Annotated in this window: 23 protein-coding genes and 3 pseudogenes; 14 read left to right on the top strand and 12 right to left on the bottom strand. The window is 66.4% G+C overall.

The window, feature by feature from the left end:
- Positions 1-49: 49 nt before the first annotated feature.
- Both fliE and ACFQ00_RS03570 read right to left on the bottom strand, forming a co-directional pair.
- Complete coding sequence (gene fliE, locus ACFQ00_RS03575) at positions 50-367, bottom strand: flagellar hook-basal body complex protein FliE (protein WP_339707731.1); 318 nt, start codon at positions 365-367, stop codon at positions 50-52.
- Positions 364-621, bottom strand: a complete 258-nt coding sequence (locus tag ACFQ00_RS03570; protein ID WP_381487895.1) for a hypothetical protein — start codon at positions 619-621, stop codon at positions 364-366. The genes fliE and ACFQ00_RS03570 overlap by 4 nt, the downstream gene beginning before the upstream one ends.
- Between ACFQ00_RS03570 and ACFQ00_RS03565 the strand changes: the two are divergent.
- From ACFQ00_RS03565 to ACFQ00_RS03550, 4 genes and pseudogenes are all read left to right on the top strand, one after another.
- Positions 557-1,876, top strand: a pseudogene (locus ACFQ00_RS03565) (flagellin N-terminal helical domain-containing protein); the annotation flags it as partial. The gene ACFQ00_RS03570 and the pseudogene ACFQ00_RS03565 overlap by 65 nt on opposite strands.
- Positions 1,877-1,957: 81 nt before the next feature.
- Positions 1,958-2,278 (top strand): annotated as a pseudogene (locus tag ACFQ00_RS03560) (flagellin); the annotation flags it as partial.
- A gap of 94 nt (positions 2,279-2,372) precedes the next feature.
- The gene (locus ACFQ00_RS03555; protein ID WP_381486314.1) at positions 2,373-3,140 is read left to right on the top strand and encodes a hypothetical protein; all 768 of its coding nucleotides are present in this window, start codon (positions 2,373-2,375) and stop codon (positions 3,138-3,140) included.
- 52 nt (positions 3,141-3,192) lie between these two features.
- Positions 3,193-4,221 (top strand): annotated as a pseudogene (locus ACFQ00_RS03550) (benzoate/H(+) symporter BenE family transporter); the annotation flags it as partial.
- A 140-nt stretch (positions 4,222-4,361) separates the two neighbouring features.
- Here ACFQ00_RS03550 and ACFQ00_RS03545 read toward each other — a convergent pair.
- The 10 genes from ACFQ00_RS03545 to ACFQ00_RS03500 form a co-directional block, all read right to left on the bottom strand.
- Positions 4,362-5,099: a sigma-70 family RNA polymerase sigma factor gene (locus ACFQ00_RS03545; protein WP_381486312.1), complete on the bottom strand. Its 738-nt coding sequence runs from the start codon at positions 5,097-5,099 to the stop codon at positions 4,362-4,364.
- A complete protein-coding gene (locus tag ACFQ00_RS03540) occupies positions 5,083-5,928 on the bottom strand; it encodes a MinD/ParA family protein (protein WP_381486309.1) in 846 nt (281 codons plus the stop codon). The genes ACFQ00_RS03545 and ACFQ00_RS03540 overlap by 17 nt, the downstream gene beginning before the upstream one ends.
- Positions 5,929-5,969: 41 nt before the next feature.
- Positions 5,970-6,968 carry a hypothetical protein gene (locus ACFQ00_RS03535; RefSeq protein ID WP_381486306.1) on the bottom strand — a complete coding sequence of 333 codons (999 nt, stop codon included), beginning with the start codon at positions 6,966-6,968 and terminating at the stop codon, positions 5,970-5,972.
- 19 nt (positions 6,969-6,987) lie between these two features.
- Positions 6,988-9,057: a flagellar biosynthesis protein FlhA gene (flhA, locus tag ACFQ00_RS03530; protein ID WP_381487823.1), complete on the bottom strand. Its 2,070-nt coding sequence runs from the start codon at positions 9,055-9,057 to the stop codon at positions 6,988-6,990.
- A 73-nt stretch (positions 9,058-9,130) separates the two neighbouring features.
- Positions 9,131-9,931 carry a lytic transglycosylase domain-containing protein gene (locus ACFQ00_RS03525; protein WP_381486303.1) on the bottom strand — a complete coding sequence of 267 codons (801 nt, stop codon included), beginning with the start codon at positions 9,929-9,931 and terminating at the stop codon, positions 9,131-9,133.
- Between the two features lie 65 nt (positions 9,932-9,996).
- Positions 9,997-10,362 carry a hypothetical protein gene (locus ACFQ00_RS03520; protein ID WP_381486300.1) on the bottom strand — a complete coding sequence of 122 codons (366 nt, stop codon included), beginning with the start codon at positions 10,360-10,362 and terminating at the stop codon, positions 9,997-9,999.
- A complete protein-coding gene (flgM, locus tag ACFQ00_RS03515) occupies positions 10,359-10,658 on the bottom strand; it encodes a flagellar biosynthesis anti-sigma factor FlgM (protein ID WP_381486297.1) in 300 nt (99 codons plus the stop codon). The genes ACFQ00_RS03520 and flgM overlap by 4 nt, the downstream gene beginning before the upstream one ends.
- A gap of 48 nt (positions 10,659-10,706) precedes the next feature.
- The gene (flgA, locus tag ACFQ00_RS03510; RefSeq protein ID WP_381486294.1) at positions 10,707-11,426 is read right to left on the bottom strand and encodes a flagellar basal body P-ring formation chaperone FlgA; all 720 of its coding nucleotides are present in this window, start codon (positions 11,424-11,426) and stop codon (positions 10,707-10,709) included.
- A gap of 50 nt (positions 11,427-11,476) precedes the next feature.
- Complete coding sequence (locus ACFQ00_RS03505) at positions 11,477-12,550, bottom strand: flagellar assembly protein T N-terminal domain-containing protein (RefSeq protein ID WP_381486291.1); 1,074 nt, start codon at positions 12,548-12,550, stop codon at positions 11,477-11,479.
- Entirely contained in the window at positions 12,550-12,927 is a 378-nt protein-coding gene (locus ACFQ00_RS03500) for an LPP20 family lipoprotein (protein WP_381486288.1), read from the bottom strand. Before ACFQ00_RS03500 ends, ACFQ00_RS03505 begins: the two co-directional genes overlap by 1 nt.
- Positions 12,928-13,127: 200 nt before the next feature.
- Here ACFQ00_RS03500 and flgB point away from each other — a divergent pair, with 200 nt between their 5' ends.
- From flgB to flgK, 10 genes are read left to right on the top strand one after another with little or no spacing between them, the layout of a single operon-like run.
- Positions 13,128-13,514, top strand: coding sequence for a flagellar basal body rod protein FlgB (gene flgB, locus ACFQ00_RS03495; RefSeq protein ID WP_381486285.1), 387 nt, complete (start codon positions 13,128-13,130; stop codon positions 13,512-13,514).
- Complete coding sequence (gene flgC / locus ACFQ00_RS03490) at positions 13,511-13,927, top strand: flagellar basal body rod protein FlgC (protein ID WP_449325421.1); 417 nt, start codon at positions 13,511-13,513, stop codon at positions 13,925-13,927. The genes flgB and flgC overlap by 4 nt, the downstream gene beginning before the upstream one ends.
- Positions 13,928-13,934: 7 nt before the next feature.
- Entirely contained in the window at positions 13,935-14,618 is a 684-nt protein-coding gene (locus tag ACFQ00_RS03485) for a flagellar hook assembly protein FlgD (protein ID WP_381486280.1), read from the top strand.
- Positions 14,619-14,648: 30 nt separating this feature from the next.
- On the top strand, positions 14,649-15,944 hold the full coding sequence (locus ACFQ00_RS03480) for a flagellar hook protein FlgE (protein ID WP_381486277.1): 1,296 nt from the start codon (positions 14,649-14,651) through the stop codon (positions 15,942-15,944).
- Positions 15,945-15,971: 27 nt separating this feature from the next.
- The gene (locus ACFQ00_RS03475; protein WP_381486274.1) at positions 15,972-16,715 is read left to right on the top strand and encodes a flagellar basal body rod protein FlgF; all 744 of its coding nucleotides are present in this window, start codon (positions 15,972-15,974) and stop codon (positions 16,713-16,715) included.
- A 19-nt stretch (positions 16,716-16,734) separates the two neighbouring features.
- Complete coding sequence (gene flgG, locus ACFQ00_RS03470; protein WP_381486272.1) at positions 16,735-17,520, top strand: flagellar basal-body rod protein FlgG; 786 nt, start codon at positions 16,735-16,737, stop codon at positions 17,518-17,520.
- Positions 17,501-18,166, top strand: coding sequence for a flagellar basal body L-ring protein FlgH (locus ACFQ00_RS03465; protein WP_381486269.1), 666 nt, complete (start codon positions 17,501-17,503; stop codon positions 18,164-18,166). Before flgG ends, ACFQ00_RS03465 begins: the two co-directional genes overlap by 20 nt.
- Before the next feature lie 16 nt (positions 18,167-18,182).
- On the top strand, positions 18,183-19,283 hold the full coding sequence (locus tag ACFQ00_RS03460) for a flagellar basal body P-ring protein FlgI (protein WP_381486266.1): 1,101 nt from the start codon (positions 18,183-18,185) through the stop codon (positions 19,281-19,283).
- A complete protein-coding gene (locus ACFQ00_RS03455; protein WP_381486263.1) occupies positions 19,280-19,606 on the top strand; it encodes a rod-binding protein in 327 nt (108 codons plus the stop codon). The genes ACFQ00_RS03460 and ACFQ00_RS03455 overlap by 4 nt, the downstream gene beginning before the upstream one ends.
- Complete coding sequence (gene flgK / locus ACFQ00_RS03450) at positions 19,603-21,492, top strand: flagellar hook-associated protein FlgK (protein ID WP_381486260.1); 1,890 nt, start codon at positions 19,603-19,605, stop codon at positions 21,490-21,492. Before ACFQ00_RS03455 ends, flgK begins: the two co-directional genes overlap by 4 nt.
- Positions 21,493-21,496: the final 4 nt, after the last annotated feature.

Raw genomic sequence — 21,496 nt, 5'->3', positions numbered from 1 at the left:
TAGGGCTCGTCAATCTCTTGCAGATGTTTGGACGGGGTCAGCGGCGAAATCAGACGGGCATGTTCATGATGTCCTTGTAGGCGGTCAGCAGGCGGTTTCTCACCTGCATGGTCGCCTCGAAGCCGATCGATGCCTTCTGGCGCTGCAGCATCACCGCGGCGATGTCCGTCGTCTCGCCGCGCTCATAGGCGGCGGAGGCTTCGGCGGCGCGCGTCTGCTGCGTGTTCACAGCCTGCATCGCGCTTTGCATCACGTTGCCGAAATCCGGCTTCGTCGCGGCTTGCGGCGTGCCGGCGCGGGAAAGCACGTCGTTCCGCTCCAGGATCTGGGAGCGGATCGCGAGCAGGCCTTTTGCATCGATCGTCATAGCCGGGACTGCAATGCAACCGCCGTGCCAATCGCGGAAAACAGCGGCGCGACGGCGCGCGCGTCGAAATCCGGACGGGTCTTTCGCGCGGCGACGTCGGAAACCCGACGGAAAAAGCGCACCCAAATTTTCGTGATTAAACTTTGCCGCGCATCGGTCGTGAACTGGGGTACGGCAGATGCTTCGCCAATGAGGCGCATGGCTGAGCCGGCTTTTAGAGCGGGAAAAAGAGAGAGAGCCATGACTGTCATCAATACGAATATCTCGGCCCTTCGCGCCCAGAGCGGCGCCGCTGCGGCTGAATCCTCGCTGTCGAAGGCGATGGAGCGTCTGTCCACCGGCAAGCGCATCAACTCCGCGAAGGACGACGCCGCCGGTCTCGCCATTTCGCAGCGCATGACCGCGAACATCCGCGGCATGGCCGTCGCCATCCGCAACGCCAACGACGGCATCTCGATGGCGCAGACGGCTGAAGGCGCCCTCGGCGAAGTCACCAACATCCTGCAGCGCATCCGCGAGCTGACCGTGCAGTCGGCGAACGGCACCTTCAGCGCGCAGGATCGTTCGAGCCTCCAGGCGGAAACCAACCAGCTGCTCGCCGAAGTCAACAACATCTCGAAGACGGCGAACTTCAACGGCCTCAAGCTGCTCGACGGCTCGGTCACCGACCTCAAGCTGCAGACGGGCGTCAACGCCGGCGACCAGGTCGGCATCTCGATGGTGAACGTGTCCTCGAACGCGCTCGGTCTCACGAGCGGCGGTGCGCCGGGCCAGATCACGACGGGCCGCGTCGGCAACCTGTCGTCCATCGCCGCCGGTGCAGTACTGTTCAACGGCGTCGCCGCGCTTGAAACGGCCTTCGGCGCCGGTGTCACCACCGACACGGCCCAGAAGCTGGCCGCCGCGATCAACGACAACAGCGACAAGACGGGTGTGAAGGCCACCGCCTCCAACAACGTCACCAGCGCCAAGATCACGGCCGAGAGCTTCGCGGTCGGCGACATCACCATCGGCGGCGTCGCCGTGGGTGCGGCCGCGAGCGTCGAGGAACTGGTCTCCAACATCAACCGCAACGACTTCGGTGTCACCGCGACGCTGAACGCCGACAAGACGATCACCCTGTCGAACACCACCGGCAAGGACATCACGGTCGGCGGCACGGCGGCGGGCGGCTTCACCGCCGGCACCTACACGGGCTTCGTCAGCCTGCAGAGCGCTGACGGCAGCGACATCAAGGTGACGGTCGCGGATGCTGATGCCAGCGCCTCGATCGACGATGCGGAAATCGCCACGGCGCAGAAGTTCGGCCTCAACTACTCGGCCGATGGCGTCAGCTTCAGCGGCGTCGATGTTGGCGGATCGGCCCTGGTTGCCGATGCGCTGGTCATCAACGGCGTGAAGATCGGTGCTTCGGTCGACGATACGGCCGCCGAGAAGGCGATCGCGATCAACGCACAGTCGGACAACACCGGCGTGAAAGCCACGGTGTCTGGCGACAAGCTCGTGCTGACCTCCACGGACGGTTCGGGTATCCGCGTTGAAGGTACCTCCGCTGCGCTGACGGCCATCGGCTTCTCTGCGCAGGGCGGCACCGCCAACATGACCTCGACGCTCGACATCAGCAGCCAGGAAGCTGCGGTTGCGGCGCTCACGGTCCTCGACAAGGCGATCGACTCGATCGTGTCGAGCCGTGGCGATCTCGGTGCCCTCCAGAACCGCCTCGAATCGACCGTCAGCAACCTGACGACGACCTCGACGAACCTGACCGAAGCCCGTTCGCGTATCGAAGACGCGGACTTCTCGGCGGAGAGCACCAACCTCGCCCGCTCGCAGGTTCTGAGCCAGGCGGCAACCGCCATGCTCGCTCAGGCGAACCAGACGCAGCAGAACGTGCTGTCGCTGCTTCGTTAAGAGTTAGCGTTGTAAGTTAGTACGGGTTCGGCCCCGGCGCTCATCCGAACGCCGGGGCCGTTTTCTTGAAGACCTGAGATTTTGGGGGTTTTTCGTGGCAACCGAAGACGACGACGAGGAGCTGACGTTCGACGCGGAGGCGCCGCAGGCCGCAAAGCCGAAAGCCGCCGAACCGCAGCCCGAGCCCGCCCCCACGAAGGCCGAGGCCGAAGCTCCGGCACCGGAACCCGCTGCTGAACCGGCTCCGGAACCCGCGCCCGCCCCGACAGCGGCGCCTGCCGCTGAAGCGAAACCCGCCGAAGCCGCCCCGCCGTCGCGCAAGCCCTCGCGGTCCGGCATGGCGATCGCCGCGTGTCTCGGCGTCTGCGTGCTCACCTCCACCATCGCCGCCGTCCAGTCGTGGCGCGCGGCGAGCATCGCGGCCGACGCGAGCAGCGCCGGATCGACGAAGGACGTGATCGCCAAACTGAATGCGCTCCAGACGCTGATGGAACAGCAGCGCGATGCTATCGACGAACTGTCGACCCGGCCCGGCCTCGCCGCAGCATCGGCATCGCCGCAATCGGTCGACGGCCAGATCAATGCGCTGGCCGCGGCGGTCAAAGCCAACCAGCAGATGGCCGAGCAGCTGCCGTCGGTGGTGATGAAACAGGTAGACGCCCGCCTCGCGCGCGCCGAGCCCCGACGCGCGGCGCCTGCAAGCACACGCCCGCAAGCCGTCCGCCCCGCCGCCCAGCGCAGTGCCGCAGCGAAACGCGCGCCTGAGCGGAGCGCGGAAGCCGCGAAGGTTCTGAACACGCCGATCGTGGCGTCGTCGGCCGAGAAGAAGCGGCCCGCCGGCGAAGAGATCAGCTACCCCTGAGCCTGGCGTAAAGAGGGCTGGCAGAACCCGCAGATGCTGCTAGCTGGCGGGCATGAGCCTTCGCCTGCCGCCCGTTCCTGCCTGGTCCGCCGCCCTTATCGCCGCCCTTATCGGGTTCGGCGGAACGGTTGCACTCGTGGTGCAGGCCATGCGCGTGCTCGGCGCATCGATCGAGCAGACGGGCTCGGCTCTTACCGCGCTTTGCCTCGGCATCGCGCTCACCGGCGGCTTTTTCTCCCTTCGCCTGAAAATGCCCGTCGTGCTGGCGTGGTCCACGCCCGGAGCGGCCCTGCTCGCCGCGACGGCACCCGGGATCGCATGGCCTGCCGCGATCGGCGCGTTTCTGGCCGCAGCCGCAATGATGGTGGTGCTGGGCGCGATCCCGGCACTCGGGCGCCTCGCCGCGCGCATCCCCACGACCGTTGCCTCGGGTATGCTCGCCGGGGTTCTGCTTCCCTTCTGCCTCGGGCTTTTCAGGGCGGGCGCCGCCGATCCGCTGCTCGTCGCCTTGCTCGTGGCGGTTTTCCTGTTCGCGCGCCAACGCGTGCCGCTTTACGCGCTGCTCCTGGTCCTCGCGGCAGGGATTGCCATCACCATGGTTCGCGGTGACGTAGCCCCGCTTCCGCCCGGAGCGACGTTCGGCGCGCTGACCCCCGTGATGCCTGCGTTCGATGTCCGCACGATCCTCAGCATCGGCGTGCCGTTCTTCCTCGTCACGCTCGTCTCGCAGAACCTGCCCGGCCTCGTCGTGTTGCAGGCAGCCGGCTACACGCCGAACGCCCGCACGCTTATCGTCGGGACCGGATTGACCTCGCTGGTGGCGGCGCCATTCGGGGCGCACGCGATCAGCCTCGCCGCGATCACGGCCACGATCTGCACCAGCGACGACGCACATCCCGATCCGCGCAAACGCTGGGTCGTGGGCATATTGTATGCCGGCTTCTATCTCGTGCTCGCGCTGTTCTCGCCCGCGCTCGTGCGGCTGTTCCTTGCGCTGCCGGAAGCGGTGATCGTCACGTTGACGGGCATCGCGCTCATTCCGGCGCTGCTCGGCACGATGGAAACAATGCTGTCGGTGAAGGAGGATCGCGACGCGGCGATCGTCACTTTCCTTGCGACCGGATCGGGCCTCGCGCTTTTCCGGCCTCGGCGCCGCATTCTGGGGGCTGCTCGCGGGTTTCCTCGCGCTCGGCGGCAAGGCGCTGCTGCGCCGGATTTAGGTTACGCCGCCCACTCCGAAAGACCCTGCCGCATCCGGTCGAGCGCGGCTTTCTTGATCTGGCAGACGCGCGCGGCGCCGACGCCGAGCACGGCGCCGATCTCGTCGAGGTTCAGCTCCTCGACATAGTAGAGCTGGAGCACCATCGCCTCGCGCTCAGGCAGGGTCTTGATGCCCTCGGCGAGCGCGCGTTCGAGATCCTTGCGTTCCAGCGTTTCGTCCGGCGTTTCGCCTTCGTCGGCGAACCACTGCGAATGGTCCGAATAGACCTCGTCGATGTTCTCGTAATGCACGCCCTGCGTCGCATCGATCTCGACCTGCAGCGCCTCGATCGTGATGCCCATGCGCGCGGCGAGTTCCATCTGCGTCGGCGGGCGTCCGAACGCCAGCTCCGCCTCGCGGCGCGCATCGTTCAGCTGCTTGCGGCGCACGAGCGCGCTGCGGCACATATTCGCCTGCCGCCGCAGCTGATCGATCATCGCGCCGCGAATGCGCGTGGTGGCGTAAGTGGTGAAGGCGGCAACGCCGCGCTCTTCAAAATTGCGCGCGGCTTCGAGCAGCGCGATCGTGCCGATCTGCACGAGATCGCCGATCTCGATCGCCGAGCTGACCCGCCCGAAGACATGCCACGCGATCTTGCGCACAAGGCCGAGATTGGCCTCGACGCGCTGCTGCGGCGTCGGCGCCGACTGGCGCCGCGCGTAAACAAGGCCGCCGGGAAGCTCAGCCCGCGCGTGCATCGCGGTCCTCTCCGAAGAAAGCGGTGTTGGGCGCCGCGAGGATGTCCGTGCGCGTGCGCTTCGCGATATCGAGCGCAAGCGTGTTGAACGCCTGCCCCGCCGCCGAAAGCGGGAACGCTTCCACAAGACAGCGCTTGCGCATCGCGGCGCTGTGCACGTGATTGTCGTGCGGGATCGAGCCGAGGTGTTCGAGATTGATGTCGAGGAAGTTGCTCGCCACCTGTTTGAAGCGCGCGAACAGTCTGCGGCCCGCCAGCGCGTTCGGCACCATGTTGGTGACGACGAGCACTTCGCGGCAGCGGCCGCGCACAGCCAGCGCTTTCAGAAGACCGTAGGCGTCGATGAACGATGCCGGCTCGTCGGTGAGCACGACGATCGCGAAATCGCTCTTTTCGACAAGGCTCGTCACGTTGGGGGCAATGCCCGCCGCCGTATCGATGACGAGATAGTCGAGGTCGTCCTCGAAAATGCGGAACTCGCGGCACAGGCCATCAAGCACGTCGTCTTCGATCACCGCGAGACTGACGTCGCCCGATCCGCCGCTGACAAGCCCGATCCCCGCCGGACCGGGCTGCACGATCTCGGTGAGCGGCACGCCGTCCTTCAGGGCATCGCGCACCGTGCGGCCCGCCGGGCGGCCGAGCATGACGCCCGCGTTCGCAAGGCCGAGATCGGCATCGAACAGCATCACCCGCTTGCCGGACTTGGCGAGCGCGACCGAGAGATTGACCGACACGTGGGTCTTTCCGACACCGCCCTTGCCGCTGGCCACGGCCACCACGACGGGGCGATTGCGGATATCCTGGCCGGTCGGCGCGGGCGAAGTCATTCGGGAAAGGCCTTCCGTTGGCATACGCTTGAGAGCGGAAATCATTGCAGCGTCGCCGTCGCGCCGTTGGAGAGTGCCGCGGCGACCATCCGGCAAAGGCCGGTTGCCCGCGCAGCATCGTATCCGCTTCCGAAATCGGCCGAACGCCCGATCCCGGCAAGCGGCACTCCGCTTGAAAGCAGCATGGTCAGCACCGCCCCCGGCGGCAGGGTTTCACCCGCATGCGTGAGAACATAGGCATCGAAACCTTGCGAAAACATCTCCGCGATTTGGCGATGCCGCGCAAGCTGGCCGTTGAGCGGCATCGTGCAGAGCACGCTGAGCGTGCCCGCGCGTTCGAGTGCACCGCGCAGTTCTTCCACCTCGCAGGCGGCAAGGCGCGGATCGCTTGGCATATCGATGAACAGGCGTTCCTTGCGCGAAAGACGCCGCGCCGCTTCGGCTAGGCTCTCCCCGCGCGCCGGATCGGCGACCGGAATCTTCAGAATGGCGGCGATGACGCGAAGCTGCTCGCGCGCGCCGGGGCGGCGATCCCCGGAAAGGAGCGTGATGCGTTCGCCGGGGCGCGCCGCGCGCGCCATCGCGGCGAGCTGCGCCAGCGTCGTCGTCTTGGCACTGCCGCTGTCGCCCACTACGCAGACATGCGCGAGATCGGTGTGCGGCGGCGGCGCGATCTTCACTTCGCGCTCGACGCGGATCAGGAAGCGCGACCACGCGTCAGCAAGATCGGCACCGGCCGCGGCCATCTCGCCGGTCAGGAACTCGGGATCGATGCCCACCGCGCGCGACTGCGCGATGAAGCGCACCATCGGATCCTTGCCCTTCGGCTGAGGCACAGGCGCGAAGACGGGCGGCGCGGCCATTTCGGACACACGGTGCAGCGCCGAGGGCGTGGGGCGCCGTTCGATACCGCCCGCCACAACCTCGACGCCGTGGCGCGTGGTGCGGGTCTCGTAAACGACAGCGTCGGGGCCGAACATTTCGGCGACGCGTTCAAGCGCGATGCGGCTGCTCGGCGCTACGATGGTCGTGGTCTGCATGACGCGAACTCAACTCCCCTTAGTGTTCGTTGCCGCGGCCGACGACGGCCACCACCTGAACCTGACGGCTGTCCGGAATCTCGTAGAAGGACAGCACCGTCACATCCGGCAGATGCTGGCGCAGAAGCTGGAACAGCGGCCTGCGCACGAGCGGCGTCGTGACAACTGCAAATGTCGTGCCATCCGACAGCAGCGGACGCGCCGCCTCGCCGAGCGCGGTGAGGATGCGCTGCGAGAGCGCCGGATCGAGCGGATAGGCGCCCGTGGGATCGGCGCGCACGGAGGCGACCAGAAGCTGCTCCAGTTCGCCATCGAGCGTGATGATCTTCAGCTGCTCGCGGATGCCGCAGAGCCTCTGGACGATGAGCCCGCCAAGCGCCGGGCGCACCAGCTCGGTAAGGTCGCCGGCATCCTGAGTGCGGTGCGAAACGCCCGACAAAGCCTCGATAATCCGCCGGAAATCGCGGATCGGCACGGCCTCGTCGAGCAGGGTCTGCAGCACCTGCGTGATCGTCTGCAGCGACAGCGCCTTGGTGACACCGCCCACCAGTTGCGGCGTGGTGGTCTGCAATGTGTCGAGCAGCTTCTGCACCTCGTCCTGCCCGAGAAGCTGGCGCGACTGGCCGCTGAGGATCTGGTTGACGTGCGTTGCCATCACGGTCGACGGGTCGACGACGGTGTAGCCGTTCGCGATTGCCTGGTCCTTTTCTTCCGGCTGGATCCACAGCGCGTCGAGCCCGAACGTCGGATCCTTGACGGCACGTCCGGAAACCGACGCGTGGACGAGACCGGAATCGAGCGCGAGCAGTTCCTGCGGCGCCACCTCGTCCTCGCCGTAGACGACGCCCGAAACGAGCACGCGATAGGCATGGGGCGGCAGCGCCATGTTGTCGCGCACGCGGATCATCGGGATCACGAAGCCCAACTCGCGCGAGAGCTGACGCCGGATGCCGGTGAGGCGGCCCATCAGCGGCGCACCGAGCTTTTCGTCGACAAGGCCGATGAGGCCGTAGCCGATCTCGACGCTGATCTGGACGTTGTCGGTAACGTCTTCCCAGCTGATCTGCGATTCCGCATTGGGGTCGACCACCGGCGCCTCGATGACGGGCGCAGCATCGGCCACGGCCTTCGCCCGCTTCAGGCGCCACGCGACATAGCCGGCCGCTCCCGCGGCAGTCAGGATGAGCATGTGTGGCATACCCGGCACCACGCCGAGCAGCAGCAGGATCACGGCAACCGGCGTCCAGGCGCCCACCGAGCCGAACTGGCTCGCCACCTGCCCGGAAAGGTCGAGCGGTGAAGACACGCGGGTAACGATGATCGCCGCCGCGATCGACAGCAGCAGCGCAGGGATCTGCGCGACGAGGCCGTCGCCGATGGCGAGCAGGATGTAGTTCGAACCCGCCTCGCCCAGCGTCAGCCCATGCTGCACCGTGCCGAGGATAAGGCCGCCGATGATGTTCACGAACAGGATGAGGATGCCCGCGATGGCATCGCCCTTCACGAACTTGGAGGCGCCGTCCATCGATCCGTAGAAATCCGCTTCGGTCGCGACTTCCTGACGGCGCGCTTTGGCTTCGTCGGGCGTCAGCAGACCGGCGTTCAGGTCGGCATCGATCGCCATCTGCTTGCCGGGCAAGGCATCGAGCGTGAAACGCGCCGAAACTTCGGACACGCGGCCCGCGCCCTTGGTGATGACGACGAGGTTGATGATGACGAGGATCGAGAAGACGAAGATGCCGACGATGTAGTCACCGCCGACGAGGAAGTTGCCGAACGCCTCGATCACTTTACCCGCGGCGTGCGGCCCTTCGTGACCGTGGACGAGCACGACGCGCGTAGAGGCGACGTTGAGCGCCAGACGAAGCAGCGTCGCGAATAGGAGCACAGTGGGGAAGGACGAGAAATCCAGCGGTTTCTGCGTGTTCAGCGACACCATGAGCACGGCGAGCGAGATCATGATGTTGAAGATGAAGAACGTGTCGAGCATGAACGGCGGGATCGGCACCACCATCAGCACGACGAGCAGCAGGATGCCGATCGGCAGGAAGGCCGCGCGGGCGGCACCTGCCCAGATCGAGCGGTTCATCTGGAGCGTTGCGGCAGTCACGAACGGCTCCGGGCGCTGGTCTTCAAGGCTTCAAACTCCGTGTGAAACAGGCTCAGCCGAGGCTGGCGAGCGTGAGATAGGCGAGCCGGGCGGCTTCCGGTTTCGTCGTCGTGAGCAAGCCGTCGAGCGCCGCGGCATCCTCACCGGCGAGCGCGAGCGCGAGGCTCATCGGCAGCGGCGGTTCGACGGGTACGGCAGGCGCGCGGGCTGCGAGCGCCTGGTCCGGCGCATCGTCCCCCATCTTGGCGGCGAAGCGCTCATAGACTTCCGAGAGCGAGCGCGGCGTGCCGTTCGATGCGTAGAACACGGCGCGGTTCGCAGCAGCAGCAGCCGGCATCACCTGATCGGCGCGCTGGTCGGGGTTGGCCGCCATGGCGCCGAGGAACTTCGAAGCGCCGCGCGGTCCAAGGAAATGGCCCATGTAAAGGTCGGTCGCGTTGGCCGTGCGCCCCGTGGCGCCTTCGATGGCGTTCTGGTTGTCGCGCGCCGTTTCCGCCGCCATCAGCGCCGAGGCTTCGGGTTCATTGCGGAGATTCATGATCGCCGTGCGCAGGCCGGGATCGGCGACGGAAAGCCGTCCACGCGCATCGGTCTTGATCGCGTTCGCAGCCCAGCTGAGGCCATGCTCCGCGCCGTGGCGCTTCAGCGCGCCGAGCCAGCTCTGATCGATGAACTGATAGAGCCCTGTCGCACTGCTGGTGCGCGCTTTCGCATCGGGCCTGAGGCCGCTTTCGACCTTTGCCTGGTTGTAGAGATAATCGAAATCGACGCCGGTACGCCGGCTCGCTTCGGCAATCGCCGTGCGGACGCGGTCAGCGCCTCCAGCGATCGTAGAAAGGGGCGTCGGATTCATGACGGCTTCGTCTCCTTTGGGGGAGACAAAGCAAAGGCCGTGCCAGTCTTAGAAAATCAGCGCCTTCAGGCGCAGTCGAGGTCCAGCGTGCGGTAGCCGCCGTCCATGCGGCCATTGCGGCCGTAGCGGACCTGCGGGGCGTGCCCGGCGGCGCGCGACAGCACGGCGAGGCGGCGCTCGACGCCCGCAAGCAGCAGGTTCACGCGGAGCGCGGCCTGCTCGCAAAGCTCCGCGCCTTCGCGGATCAGCGCATCGGTTTCGGCGTCGCTTTCGACGATCGGCGAGAGCTGGAGCGCCGAAATCGCGGCGAGCTTCGCGGGTGTCGAGGATTCGAGGACGCTGATGTCCCCGCTTTCCAGCGCCGCGAGCTCTGCGCGCAGCGTTTCGTTCAGGGTCATCAGTGTCTGCCGGTAGGCAGGGGCATCCATCATTCGGCCGTCCAGCCGAGATCGAGATCGACCATCTTGCGGGCGATCTGTTCGGGATCGACCTTGTAGCTGCCATTCGCGATCGCGGCGCGAAGCTCGGCGACGCGCGCGGCGTCGACCGGCGCGGCAGCGGCATCGCGCGCCGCTGTGGCAAGCTCGGAAAGCTCGGCGCGCGCAGGCGTCGGCGCGGTTTCGGCCGTCGCGGTCTTCTTGGCTCCCGCCGCCTTCGCGGCAGCCGGGTCCAGAAGCACCGACGCTCCGTTCAGCCCTGCCGGGCGGCCAGAAATTCCGTCTACCATCCTCGTCGCCTCATCATCGCCTCAGCGGCGCAAAAGCCCATTATAATTTCATTCACGACCGTCTTCCGGATTCTTATAGCCCGGAAGCGCAACAATTCCCGGCGCGATCACAATTGCCTGTATTCGGTTCCCCGAAGCCACATTGCGAACGCGCACGCGGCCGCCCACCGGAGCGTCTTGTTCGGCAAGGCCGTCGACCGCGACTTCGATCCCGCCGCCCCCGCTCTTGATCTGCACGGGATCGCCGCGCTTCACCGCATTTGCGGCGATCAGCATGTTGGCGCGCACCGCCTCTCCAGGATTGAGCGCGCGAATGACCACTTTGCCGACCACCTGATCGACCGCCGTGACCCCGCCGGGAACATAGGTATCGGGCCGGAAATCCACGTCCCCTGCCGTGATCGTACCGCCGCGCGGCACTGGGCGAACGACGACAACGGCGCCGCTTCCACCCTGCACAGCGCCCTGCCCGGCCGGTTTCATGTCGATGGGAACGTAAATCTGCCAGCCGTCCGGCCCGCCGCAGCGGACGAGCACCGTCGTCTGCCCCGTACCGTACCAGATCAGCTCCGGCCGGATGGAACAGGCGCCGAGCTTCAGGCGGCGATCGACGCGCGGCGCGCGGTTCGGCCCGGCGAAGTCGCCGATCTGGGCTTCAAGGCGATCAAGGTTCTCGAAAATCACGGGCTGGGCCGTCGCCGCGGGCACGCCGACGGCAAATATTGCCGCCAATGCCCACAAGCGTCGGGAAACCGTCGTTCTGTTCATCCAGCCTTGCATGACACATTTCAAAGCAATGTCCATGCCAAGCTCGGAAGTTAGCGCAGGCGCAGCGCCGTCCGCGTTCCGGGAGGCACCCCATCGCCGAGCACGCGCGCCCGCGCGGCGCTGCCCGACACCGAGACCACCTCGGCAAACGTCCATTCCGGCCCCGCCCCGGCCGCGACGCGGGCGTCCCCGAGCCCAAGGAGATCGCCGACGACGAGGTCGCCGCCCGCCGCCGAGATCAAAAGCTCGTCGCCCGAGGCGCCGTTCACGGCCACTTCGAGCGGGCGGCAGCGCGCGAACGCCCCCGCTTCCTCGACGAGATCGGCAAGCTTTCCGCCGAAATCGGGCGCAACGGCACGGCGCGAGGGGCGGTAGTCGGCGGGAACATATTCCCACGTCCGCGCCGAGAGCGTCCAGTCGCTGTCGCGCGTGATCCGCCCGAGGAGCGTGCCCCGCACGGAATCGTAAACCTCCACGCCGAGCACGGCCTCGGCGCGCTTGCCCGTGATCAGAGCGGCGCCTTCCACACGGCGCGTGCGCATCTCGATGAACGGCTGCACGAACAGGCCGTAGCCGGGCGCACCGCCATGCGCGAGCGCCGCATAGCGTTCAGAAGGCCGCCGCGCGGCGGCAAGCGGCAGCGCGGCAGGCTCGCCATAGGCGTCCCGGAATGTGCGCTCGGCATCGGCGCGCACCGGGTCCGCAATGGCGGGATCGATCGCCGGATCGATATCGACCCGGAGCGGGCCCACATGCATCACGGGCCGCACCGATACGTTGCACTTACCGGCCTCAAGCGGCGCGAGCGTTGCGGATACAGCAACCCGCAGCAGGCCATCTTCGCGCCATTCGTCCGTCACCTCGAACGCGGTCACCTTCGCGCGCGCGGTCGCCCAGAGCGTGTCGGACCGCACGATGTTGCGGTCGATAATCGTGCGCGCTTCAACGTCCATGCCGCCCGCCGCGACGGCCTGCCGAAGCGCATCCCCGATCGCCGCGCGGCGCGCGCGCGCCGCGTCCGCACCGAGCGGTGCGGCACCTTCCACGTCGACGCGCACGTCCGCGGCCGCCGGAAAGGCCGCAAGAACGACGGCAACGGCAAGAAGGGCGGCCCCGCAGCGCATCAGTCGGCGCCGCCCGCCGGTCGCCGCATCTCGACGACGGTTTCGTAGGTATCGTCGCCCTTCGGCGTGATCTTGACGATGCGCGCGCCCGATACGGTTCCGCTCACCGTGGCGCGGATCGAGTCCGACTGCAGCGACGTGTTGGATGCGGAGGACTGCGACTGTAGCTTCACGCCGTACACCTGCTCGGCAAGGTTGCGCAGCGCGGCAAGGTGCGAGGCGCGGATCGCCAGCAGGCGGCGCTCCTCGTCCGTTCGCGCGGGCTGCGACGAGATCGGGGCGAAACCGACGCCGGTCAGCACGGCGGGCGCTGCTTCCTGCGCGTGTGCCGGCAGGACAAACAGGGCAAGCACCGCAAACGCGGCCCGGGGCGTCATGAGTCTCATGTCAGGAATAACGACAGCTTCGGGTTAAGATTAAGTGCGCGCGAAAACGCGTCGGGAAACCGACGGAAGGCCGTCAAGGCTCCGACAATGCGCCCACAACCTCAAAATATATCTATTGAAATCATATTGTTATCGATCTGGCACGCCACTTGCTGGAGCGAGAGCGGACAAAACCATCAGGACGTACCGCAATGGACGTACTCGACAATTATTTCGGTGTGCACGCACAGGCGCTCGAATTGCGTTCGAAGCGCCTCGAGCTGCTCGCCTCGAACATCGCCAACGCGGCCACCCCCGGCTACAAAGCGCGCGACATCGATTTCGCCGCGCAGCTGAAGTCGGCGGAGAGCGGCGGCGCGCTGACCGTTACCGCAGGCAACCACATCGGCATGGGTGGCCCCGGCGCATCCGGCGGCGCGCTCTACCGCATCCCGAACCAGGCATCGCTCGACGGCAACACGGTCGAGCTTTCCACCGAGCAGACACGCTTCGGCGAAAACGCCGTTCAGTATCAGACGACGCTCGCGTTCCTGAACGGCCGCATCAACACGCTCTCGCGTGCGCTGAAGGGCGAATGACGATGGCCGGACTTTCGATCTTCGACATTTCGGGCCGCGCCATGTCGGCGCAGCTCGTGCGGCTCAACACCACGGCGAGCAACCTTGCGAACGCCGGCTCCGTCGCGAGCAGCGAGGCCGAAGCCTACAAGGCGCGCAAGCCGATCTTCGAGACCTATTTCGATCAGGCGAACGGCGGGGCCTCAGCCACGGTGGACGTCGTCGATGTCGTCTCCGCCGGCGGCACACCCGTGAAGCGCTACGATCCCGGCCATCCGATGGCCGACAAGGACGGCTATATCTACGAGGCCGCAGTCGACCAGACCCAGGAGATGGTCGAGCTGCTCGAAGCCTCCCGCCAGTATCAGAACAACGTCGAGGTCATTCAGACCGCGAAGTCGCTGATGCTGAACACCCTGAAACTCGGACAGTGAGGCAGGCATGACCAGTACCAGCAGCGGCCTTGATCTGAGTGCGCTCGGCATCAAGAGCTACGATTCAAGCAGCACCGTCACGCAGAAGAGTCAGCTCGATCAGAGCGACTTCCTGAAGCTGCTGACGACGCAGCTGAAGAACCAGGACCCGCTCAACCCGGTCGAGAACGAGGCGTTCGTCGCGCAGATGGCGCAGTTCTCGTCGCTGGCGGGCATCTCGGAGATGAACACCAAGCTCGGCAGCATCCTCGATTCGCTGAACAACAATCAGCTTTCAACGGCCACCGGCCTTGTCGGCAAATATGTGCTGACATCGGGCACCAAGGCGGTGCCGGACGGCACGGGTGCCGTTTACGGGGCGATCACGATCCCCGAGGGTGCGACCGACACGACGGTCGCGATCAAGGATTCCACCGGCGCGACGATCCGCACGCTGAAGCTCGGCGCGGTCGAGGACGGCGTCCACGAATTCGCCTGGGACGGCAAGAACGACGCGGGCGAAACCGTGGAGCCGGGCCCCGTCACCATCGAGGCGACGGCAAACGTGGGCGGCAAGCGCGAGGCGCTTTCCACCTCGGTCTACGCGCTCGTCCAGTCCGTCAGCACCGCGACCGCGAACACGCCGATGACGCTCGACCTGCTCGGCATCGGCTCCGTCACCTTCGACAAGGTTCAGAAGATCAGCAGCTAGTTCTCACCGTTTCCAGAGGAGACCCTACCCATGGCAATGTATACCTCGCTCACCGGCCTCAACGCCGCGCAGACCGATCTTTCCACGACCTCGAACAACATCGCGAACGTCGGCACGGTCGGCTTCAAGCGCTCGCGCGCCGAGTTCGGTGACATCATCTCCAGCTCCGCGCTGCAGAGCGCCGGCCGCGTCGCCGGCTCGGGCACCGCGCTCAAGACGATCAAGCAGCAGTTCACGCAGGGCGCGATCCAGTCGAGCCTCAACGTGATGGACGTCGCGCTCATGGGCGAAGGCTTCTTCATGGTGAAATCCACCTCGGGCACCACCGACATGCAGTTCACCCGCAATGGATCGTTCAGCGTGAACAACGAGCGTTTCGTCGTCGATAGCGGCGGCCAGGCGCTTCAGGTCTATCCGGTGAACGATTCGGGCACGGTGATCTCGACGAGCATCAACGACACGCGCGCACTGCGCCTGCCGCTGACCTCGGGCCAACCGCGCGCCACCACCGGAATCAACCTTGCGCTGAACCTGCCGTCCGACGCGGAGGTGATCCCGAACAACCCGATCTATACCCCGACGAACCCCTACGCGTTCAATCCGGACAATCCCACCACCTACAACCGTTCGACCTCCACGACGGTCTACGACTCGCTCGGCAATCCGATGGCTGCGGAAATCTATTATGTCCGCACATCGAGCTCGAATTCGTCGTCGACCACGAACGACTGGAACGTCCACGTCATCGTCGACGGTACGGAACTCACACCCTCGTCCGGCCCTTCGCCTATGCAAATGCGCTTCGACAATTTCGGTCAGCTCATTTCTCCGACCACAGGCGTGGGCTTCGACCCGCTGAACATCCCCGGCGGCGATCCGCTGCTCATCTCGCTCGATCACGGTACGTCGACGACGCAGTATTCGGACCCGTTCTCGATCGTGTCGATGACGCAGGACGGTTATCCGTCGGGCCGTCTCGACAGCGTTACCGTCGACAACAACGGCGTGGTGCGCGCCAGCTTCACCAACGGTCAGACGCAGGCGCTCGGCAAGATCGCGGTCGCGACCTTCGCCAACGCCAACGGCCTCAAGCAGACCGGCGACGCGCATTACACGTCAACCGGCATTTCCGGCGAACCGATCCTCGGCGAGGCGGGATCGAGCGGTGTCGGCACGATCCGTTCGGGCGCGCTTGAAATGGCGAACGTCGATATCACCGAGGAACTCGTCAACCTCATCACCGCGCAGCGCAACTTCCAGGCGAATGCGAAGGCGATCGAAACCGATAGCGCGATGACGAGCGCCATCATCAACATCCGCAGCTAAGCGGATTTGAGCTGACCGGAACCGACCATGGACCGTCTCGTCTATACCGCCCTCTCCGGCCTGCGCAGCGCCATGGCTGCGCAGGACGTGACGGCGCACAATATCGCCAACGCGAGCACGATCGGCTTCAAGCGCGACGTCAGCGAAGCGCAGAGCCGCCATCTCGTCGGCGGCCAGAGCTTCGCCAGCCGCATCCAGGCGGCCGAAGGCACGCTGGCGTCGGACCAGGCGCCCGGCACGGTCAATCAGACCGGTCGCGCGCTCGACGTGGCGATGCTGGGCGAATCGATGATGGCGGTTCAGGCACCGGACGGCACCGAAGTCTACACCCGGCGCGGCGATCTCCGCATCAGCCCCACGGGTATCCTTGAAACCGGCGACGGCCTCGTCGTCGTCGGACAAGGCGGGCCGATCACGGTGCCGCCGGCCAATACGGTCGAGATCGGCGCCGACGGCACGGTGAGCATTCGTCCGCAGGGCGGGCAGCTCAACGAGATGAGCGAAGTTGGCCGCATCAAGCTGGTGACGCCGCAGCCGGACGAACTGGAAAAGGGCCTCGACAATCTGATGCGCGCGGCGGGCGGCGGACAGCTCGCGCAGGACGATACCGCACGCCTCCAGACCGGCGGGCTTGAAGGTTCGAACGTCAACATGATGGCCTCGATGGTCGACATGATCGAGCAGGCGCGCGCCTACGAGGTGCAGGTGCAGCTCGTCACCAGCGTCCGCGACATGGACATGAGCAGCACGTCGCTGCTGCGTCTGGAATAGCAAGGAAGGAGTCCGGCATATGAGCTCGGCACTGCACACGGCAAGGAGCGGCCTCGACGCGCAGGACATGCGCATGAGGGTCATCTCCAACAACCTCGCCAACGTGAACACCACGGGCTTCAAGCGCGACCGCGCGGAATTCCAGAGCCTGATGTACCAGAACTACCGGCAGGCGGGCGCCAACAGCGAGCAATCGACGCAGTATGCGACCGGCCTCAACATCGGCACGGGCGTGCGCATCGTCGGCACCGAGCGTATCAATACGCAGGGCTCGATGCAGTCGACCGACAACCCGACCGACATGGCGATCAACGGCTCCGGCTATTTCCAGGTGCTGAAGCCCGACGGCACGATCACCTACACGCGCGACGGCTCGTTCACGGTGAGCAGCGAGGGCCTGCTCGTCACCAACGACGGCTACCCGCTGCAGCCCGACATCACGATCCCGGAAGGCGCCCGGTCGCTGACGATCGGCAAGGATGGCACGGTCAGCATCGTCAATGCCGGCGACTCCTCGCCGAGCCAGATCGGTCAGATCCAGGTCGCGAACTTCCTGAACCCTGCTGGTCTCCAGCCGCTCGGCGACAATCTGTTCGCCGAAACCGCCGCGAGCGGCGCGCCGATCGTGGGAACGCCGGGCGTCGATGGTCTCGGCGAGATCAACCAGAACATGCTCGAAACCTCGAACGTCAACATGGTCGAGGAAATGGTCAACATGATCGAGACGCAGCGCGCCTACGAGGTGAACTCGAAGGTGATCTCCACGGTCGACGGGATGATGCAGTATGTCACGCAGAACCTTTAAGGTTGCCGCCCTCTCGCTGCTCGCGGCGACCGCCGCGTGCGCAGCGCCCTACGAGCGCCCGATGGCGGAATTCGCACCGTCGCACGCCCCGGCGCCGACCGCGCCCTTGCAGGCAACGGGCGCCATCTACCAGGCCGGCCGTTTCGCCAGCCTCGTCGAGGACAATCGCGCCCGGCGCGTCGGCGACGTGCTGACAATCGTACTCGTCGAAAAGACGCAGGCCGCGAAGTCGGTATCGAGCGCGAGCTCGCGCAACAGCGACATGTCGCTTACGCTCCCCGATGCGAAACCCTTCTCGTGGGTGCCGGATGGGCTGCTTTCAGGCGGCAGCGGCCAGACCTTCGCCGGACAGGGTTCCGCCGCACAGTCGAACCAGCTGACCGGCGAGATGACCGTCACCGTGGCGCAGGTCTACACCAACGGCACCATGCTCGTGCGCGGCCAGAAGCTCATCAAGCTCAACCGCGGCGAAGAGTATCTACAGATCTCCGGCATCGTGCGCCCGCAGGATGTGACGCCCGAGAACCGCGTCGCCTCCACGCGCGTCGCCGACGCCCGCATCGCCTACTCCGGCACCGGCGAACTCGCGCAGCAGACCCGCATGGGCTGGCTGCAGCGCTTCTTCACCGCAATTACACCCTTCTAGGTCCAAAGGACTCGCCATGCGCCTTCGCCGCTTCCTCATCGCTCTCGTCCTCGCCTGCGGGTTTGCCGCACCGGCGGCGGCGGAGCGCGTCAAGGATCTCGGCGATTTCGCCGGCATTCGCTCGAACCAGCTCGTCGGCTACGGCATCGTCGTCGGCCTCAACGGCACCGGCGACGACAATCTCGAATACACGATCCAGAGCATGAGAAGCGCGATCGCGCGCTTCGGCGTCGTCATCCCGCCGGGGGTGAAGGCCAGCCTCAAGAACGCCGCGGCCGTGATGGTGACGGCGGACCTGCCGCCCTTCGCGAAGCCCGGCCAGAAGATCGACGTGACCGTCTCGGCGATCGGCAAGGCGAAGTCGCTTCGCGGCGGCAACCTGCTCCTGACGCCGCTCGTCGGCGCGGACGGCGAGGTCTATGCGATGTCGCAGGGCAGCCTTGCCGTCGGCGGTCTCGGCGTCGAGGGGCAGGACGGATCGAAAGTGACGGTGAACGTCCCCTCCACCGGCCGCATCCCGCAGGGCGCTTCGGTCGAGCGCATGGTCGACACGCCGTTCGCGACCTCGCCGAGCCTCGTGCTCAACCTCCGCGAAGCGGATTTCACGACGACGCAGCGCGTCGCCGACGCCATCAACAAAACACTCGGCGGCGGCACCGCCTCGCCCATCGACGCGGTCTCCATCGAAGTCACCGCGCCGATGCAGGCGGACCAGCGCATCAGCCTCGTCTCGATCATCGAAAACATCGAGGTGCAGCCCGCCGCGCCCGCCGCGCGCGTGGTCGTCAACTCGCGCACCGGCACAGTGGTGATCGGCGCCAACGTCCGCGTCTCGCCCGCCGCCGTCAGCCACGGCAGCATGGTGGTGAAGGTGACTGAGAACCCGCAGGTCAGCCAGCCGGGCCCCTTCTCGCGCGGCCAGACGACAGTGACGCCCGACAGCGGCATAGAGGTCGAGCAGGGCGGCGCGCACATGTTCCTGTTCAATCCGGGCGTCGCGCTCGACGACATCGTGAAGTCGGTGAACGCGCTCGGCGCGACCCCGTCGGACCTCGTCGCCATCCTCGAAGCCTTGAAGCAGGCGGGCGCGCTCAAGGCGGAGCTGATCGTGATATGACGACGATAAACGGCCTTCAGAACGGCGGAACCGCGGCTGTCGACAGCAGCCGCAAGAACACCGATGCGAACCTCGACAAGGCCGCACAGCAGTTCGAGGCCGTGTTCGTGAACCTGATGCTGAAGCAGGCGCGGCAGGCCGTGCCCGATGGCGGCCTCTTCCAGAGCGAGGGTCTGAAGACCTTCCGCGAAATGCAGGACCGCGAGCTTGCAGGCACGCTCGCGAAGCACAGCCCGCTCGGCATTGCCGAGGCGCTGAAGACCTTTCTCGCGCGTGGCCAGCAAACCGCGGCCCCCGCGACAAACGAAGGCGAAGCGAAATGAGCGACCTCCTCGGCCTCGGCGCATCCGGCGTCCGCGCCTACCAGACCGCGCTCGACATCGTCGGCGAGAACATCGCCAACGCGAACGTGCCCGGCTATGCGCGGCGTACCGCCGTCGTCACGGAGAACCCCTCCGCCGGCGGCGGCTTCCCGCTGATCCGGCAGACCACAGCGGGAAGCGGCGTCAACGTCAGCGGTGTCGCCCGTGCCTATGACGCCTTCCTCACCAGCGATGCCCGCACAGCGTCCGGCGACTACGCCCGCGCGCAGACGCGGCAATACTGGCTGAGCGAGATCCAGTCGTTCCTCAACACCGATTCGCAGGGCCTCTCCGGGAGGCTGACGTCGTTCTACAACGCCGCGCAGGACATCTCCACCGATCCCACCTCGCTCTCCGCGCGCGATGCCTTCCTGTCGGCCGCCGGCGAAGTCGCCGCGCAGTTCCGTAGCCTCGCGCAATCGTTCGATGCGACGCGCACGGGCATCAAGCAGGATGTCGACCAGACCGTCGATCGCATCAACGACCTCACCAGCGCGCTTTCGACGCTGAACGGAACCATCCGCCGTACCGCGGGCGGCACGTCCGCCTCCGCGAGCCTCGAAGACGAGCGCGACCGCCTGCTGAACGAGTTGGCGTCGCTCACCAAGATCGACGTCACCACCCGCGGCGACGGCACGGTCGATGTGCGCCTCGACAATTCGAACGGTCCCATGCTGCTCGATCAGATGGGCGCGAAGCTGCTCGGCGCCACAGAGGCGAACGGCAAGATCCGGCTGACGCTCGATCCGTTCGGGAGCAGCGGCACCATTCCGGTGCCGGGCAGCGGCGTTCTCGCCGGCCTTTCCGATGCCTACACGCAGAACAGCACCAGCATGGCTGCGATCGATACGCTCGCCCAGCAGTTCGTCACCAGCGTCAATGCCGCACATCGGCAGGGCGTCGATCTGAACGGTGTCGCCGGCGGCGATCTGTTCGCGGCAAGTTCGCTCGTGGCGACGCCGTCGCGGACCAACACCGGGCAGGCGACGCTCGACCTTCAAGTGACCGACGAGTCGCTCGTCTTCGCCGGGGGCTATGAGCTCTGGTACGACGGCGGCACCAGCCAGTGGACGCTCTCGCGCACCGATGGCAGCGCCTCCATAACCGGCAGCGGCACGCTCGACCTCGATGGCATCCACCTCGAACTCGGCGGCGCGCCCAAGGGCGGCGACTGGTTCCAGATCGAAGGCGTCTCGGGCGCTGCGGGTATGCGCGTTCTCGTGGAGGACGGCGCGAACGTTGCGGCGGCAGCGCCGTGGGCGGCCGATATTTCTGCGGCCAACCAGGGCGCGGGCACGGTTTCCGTGCGCAGCAACCCGGCCGCCGCTACGATCCCCGCGCCGGTGCCGACGAGTTTCACGGTCCGCATGGGCGCGGGCAGCACCTACGAGATCATCGACACGGCTGACACCGGCGTTCCGCCCACCGTGCTTGCGAGCGGGGCCTATGTGCCGGGCGCATGGATTCCGGTGAACGGCTTCGACGTGCAGCTTTCGGGCACGATTGCGGAGGGTGACAGCTTCGTCGTCGCACCGACGGCGGCAGGCATGGCCGACAACGCCAACATGCTGCGCATGGTCGATACAAGGCTCGGCAATCCCGGCTTCGAGGGCCGCTTCGCCCGTGAAGTGACGCGGGTTGCGACGAACCTCAACGATACGAAAGCGCTGGCATCGGCAACGCTCGCCGTGCGCGACAAGGCGCTGGAAGCGCGCGACGCGGCATCCGCCGTCAATCTCGACGAGGAAGCTGCCGATCTCATCCGTTTCCAGCAGGCCTATCAGGCCTCTGCGAAGATCATCGCGGCCGCCCGCGAGATCTTCCAGACCATTATCGACATCCGCTAAGCTT

Source organism: Sphingosinicella xenopeptidilytica (genome assembly GCF_042676985.1).
In the GTDB taxonomy this organism is placed as follows: domain Bacteria; phylum Pseudomonadota; class Alphaproteobacteria; order Sphingomonadales; family Sphingomonadaceae; genus Sphingosinicella; species Sphingosinicella xenopeptidilytica.
Note: the sequence above shows the minus strand (reverse complement) of the source record. Positions and strands in the feature narration are given on the sequence as shown.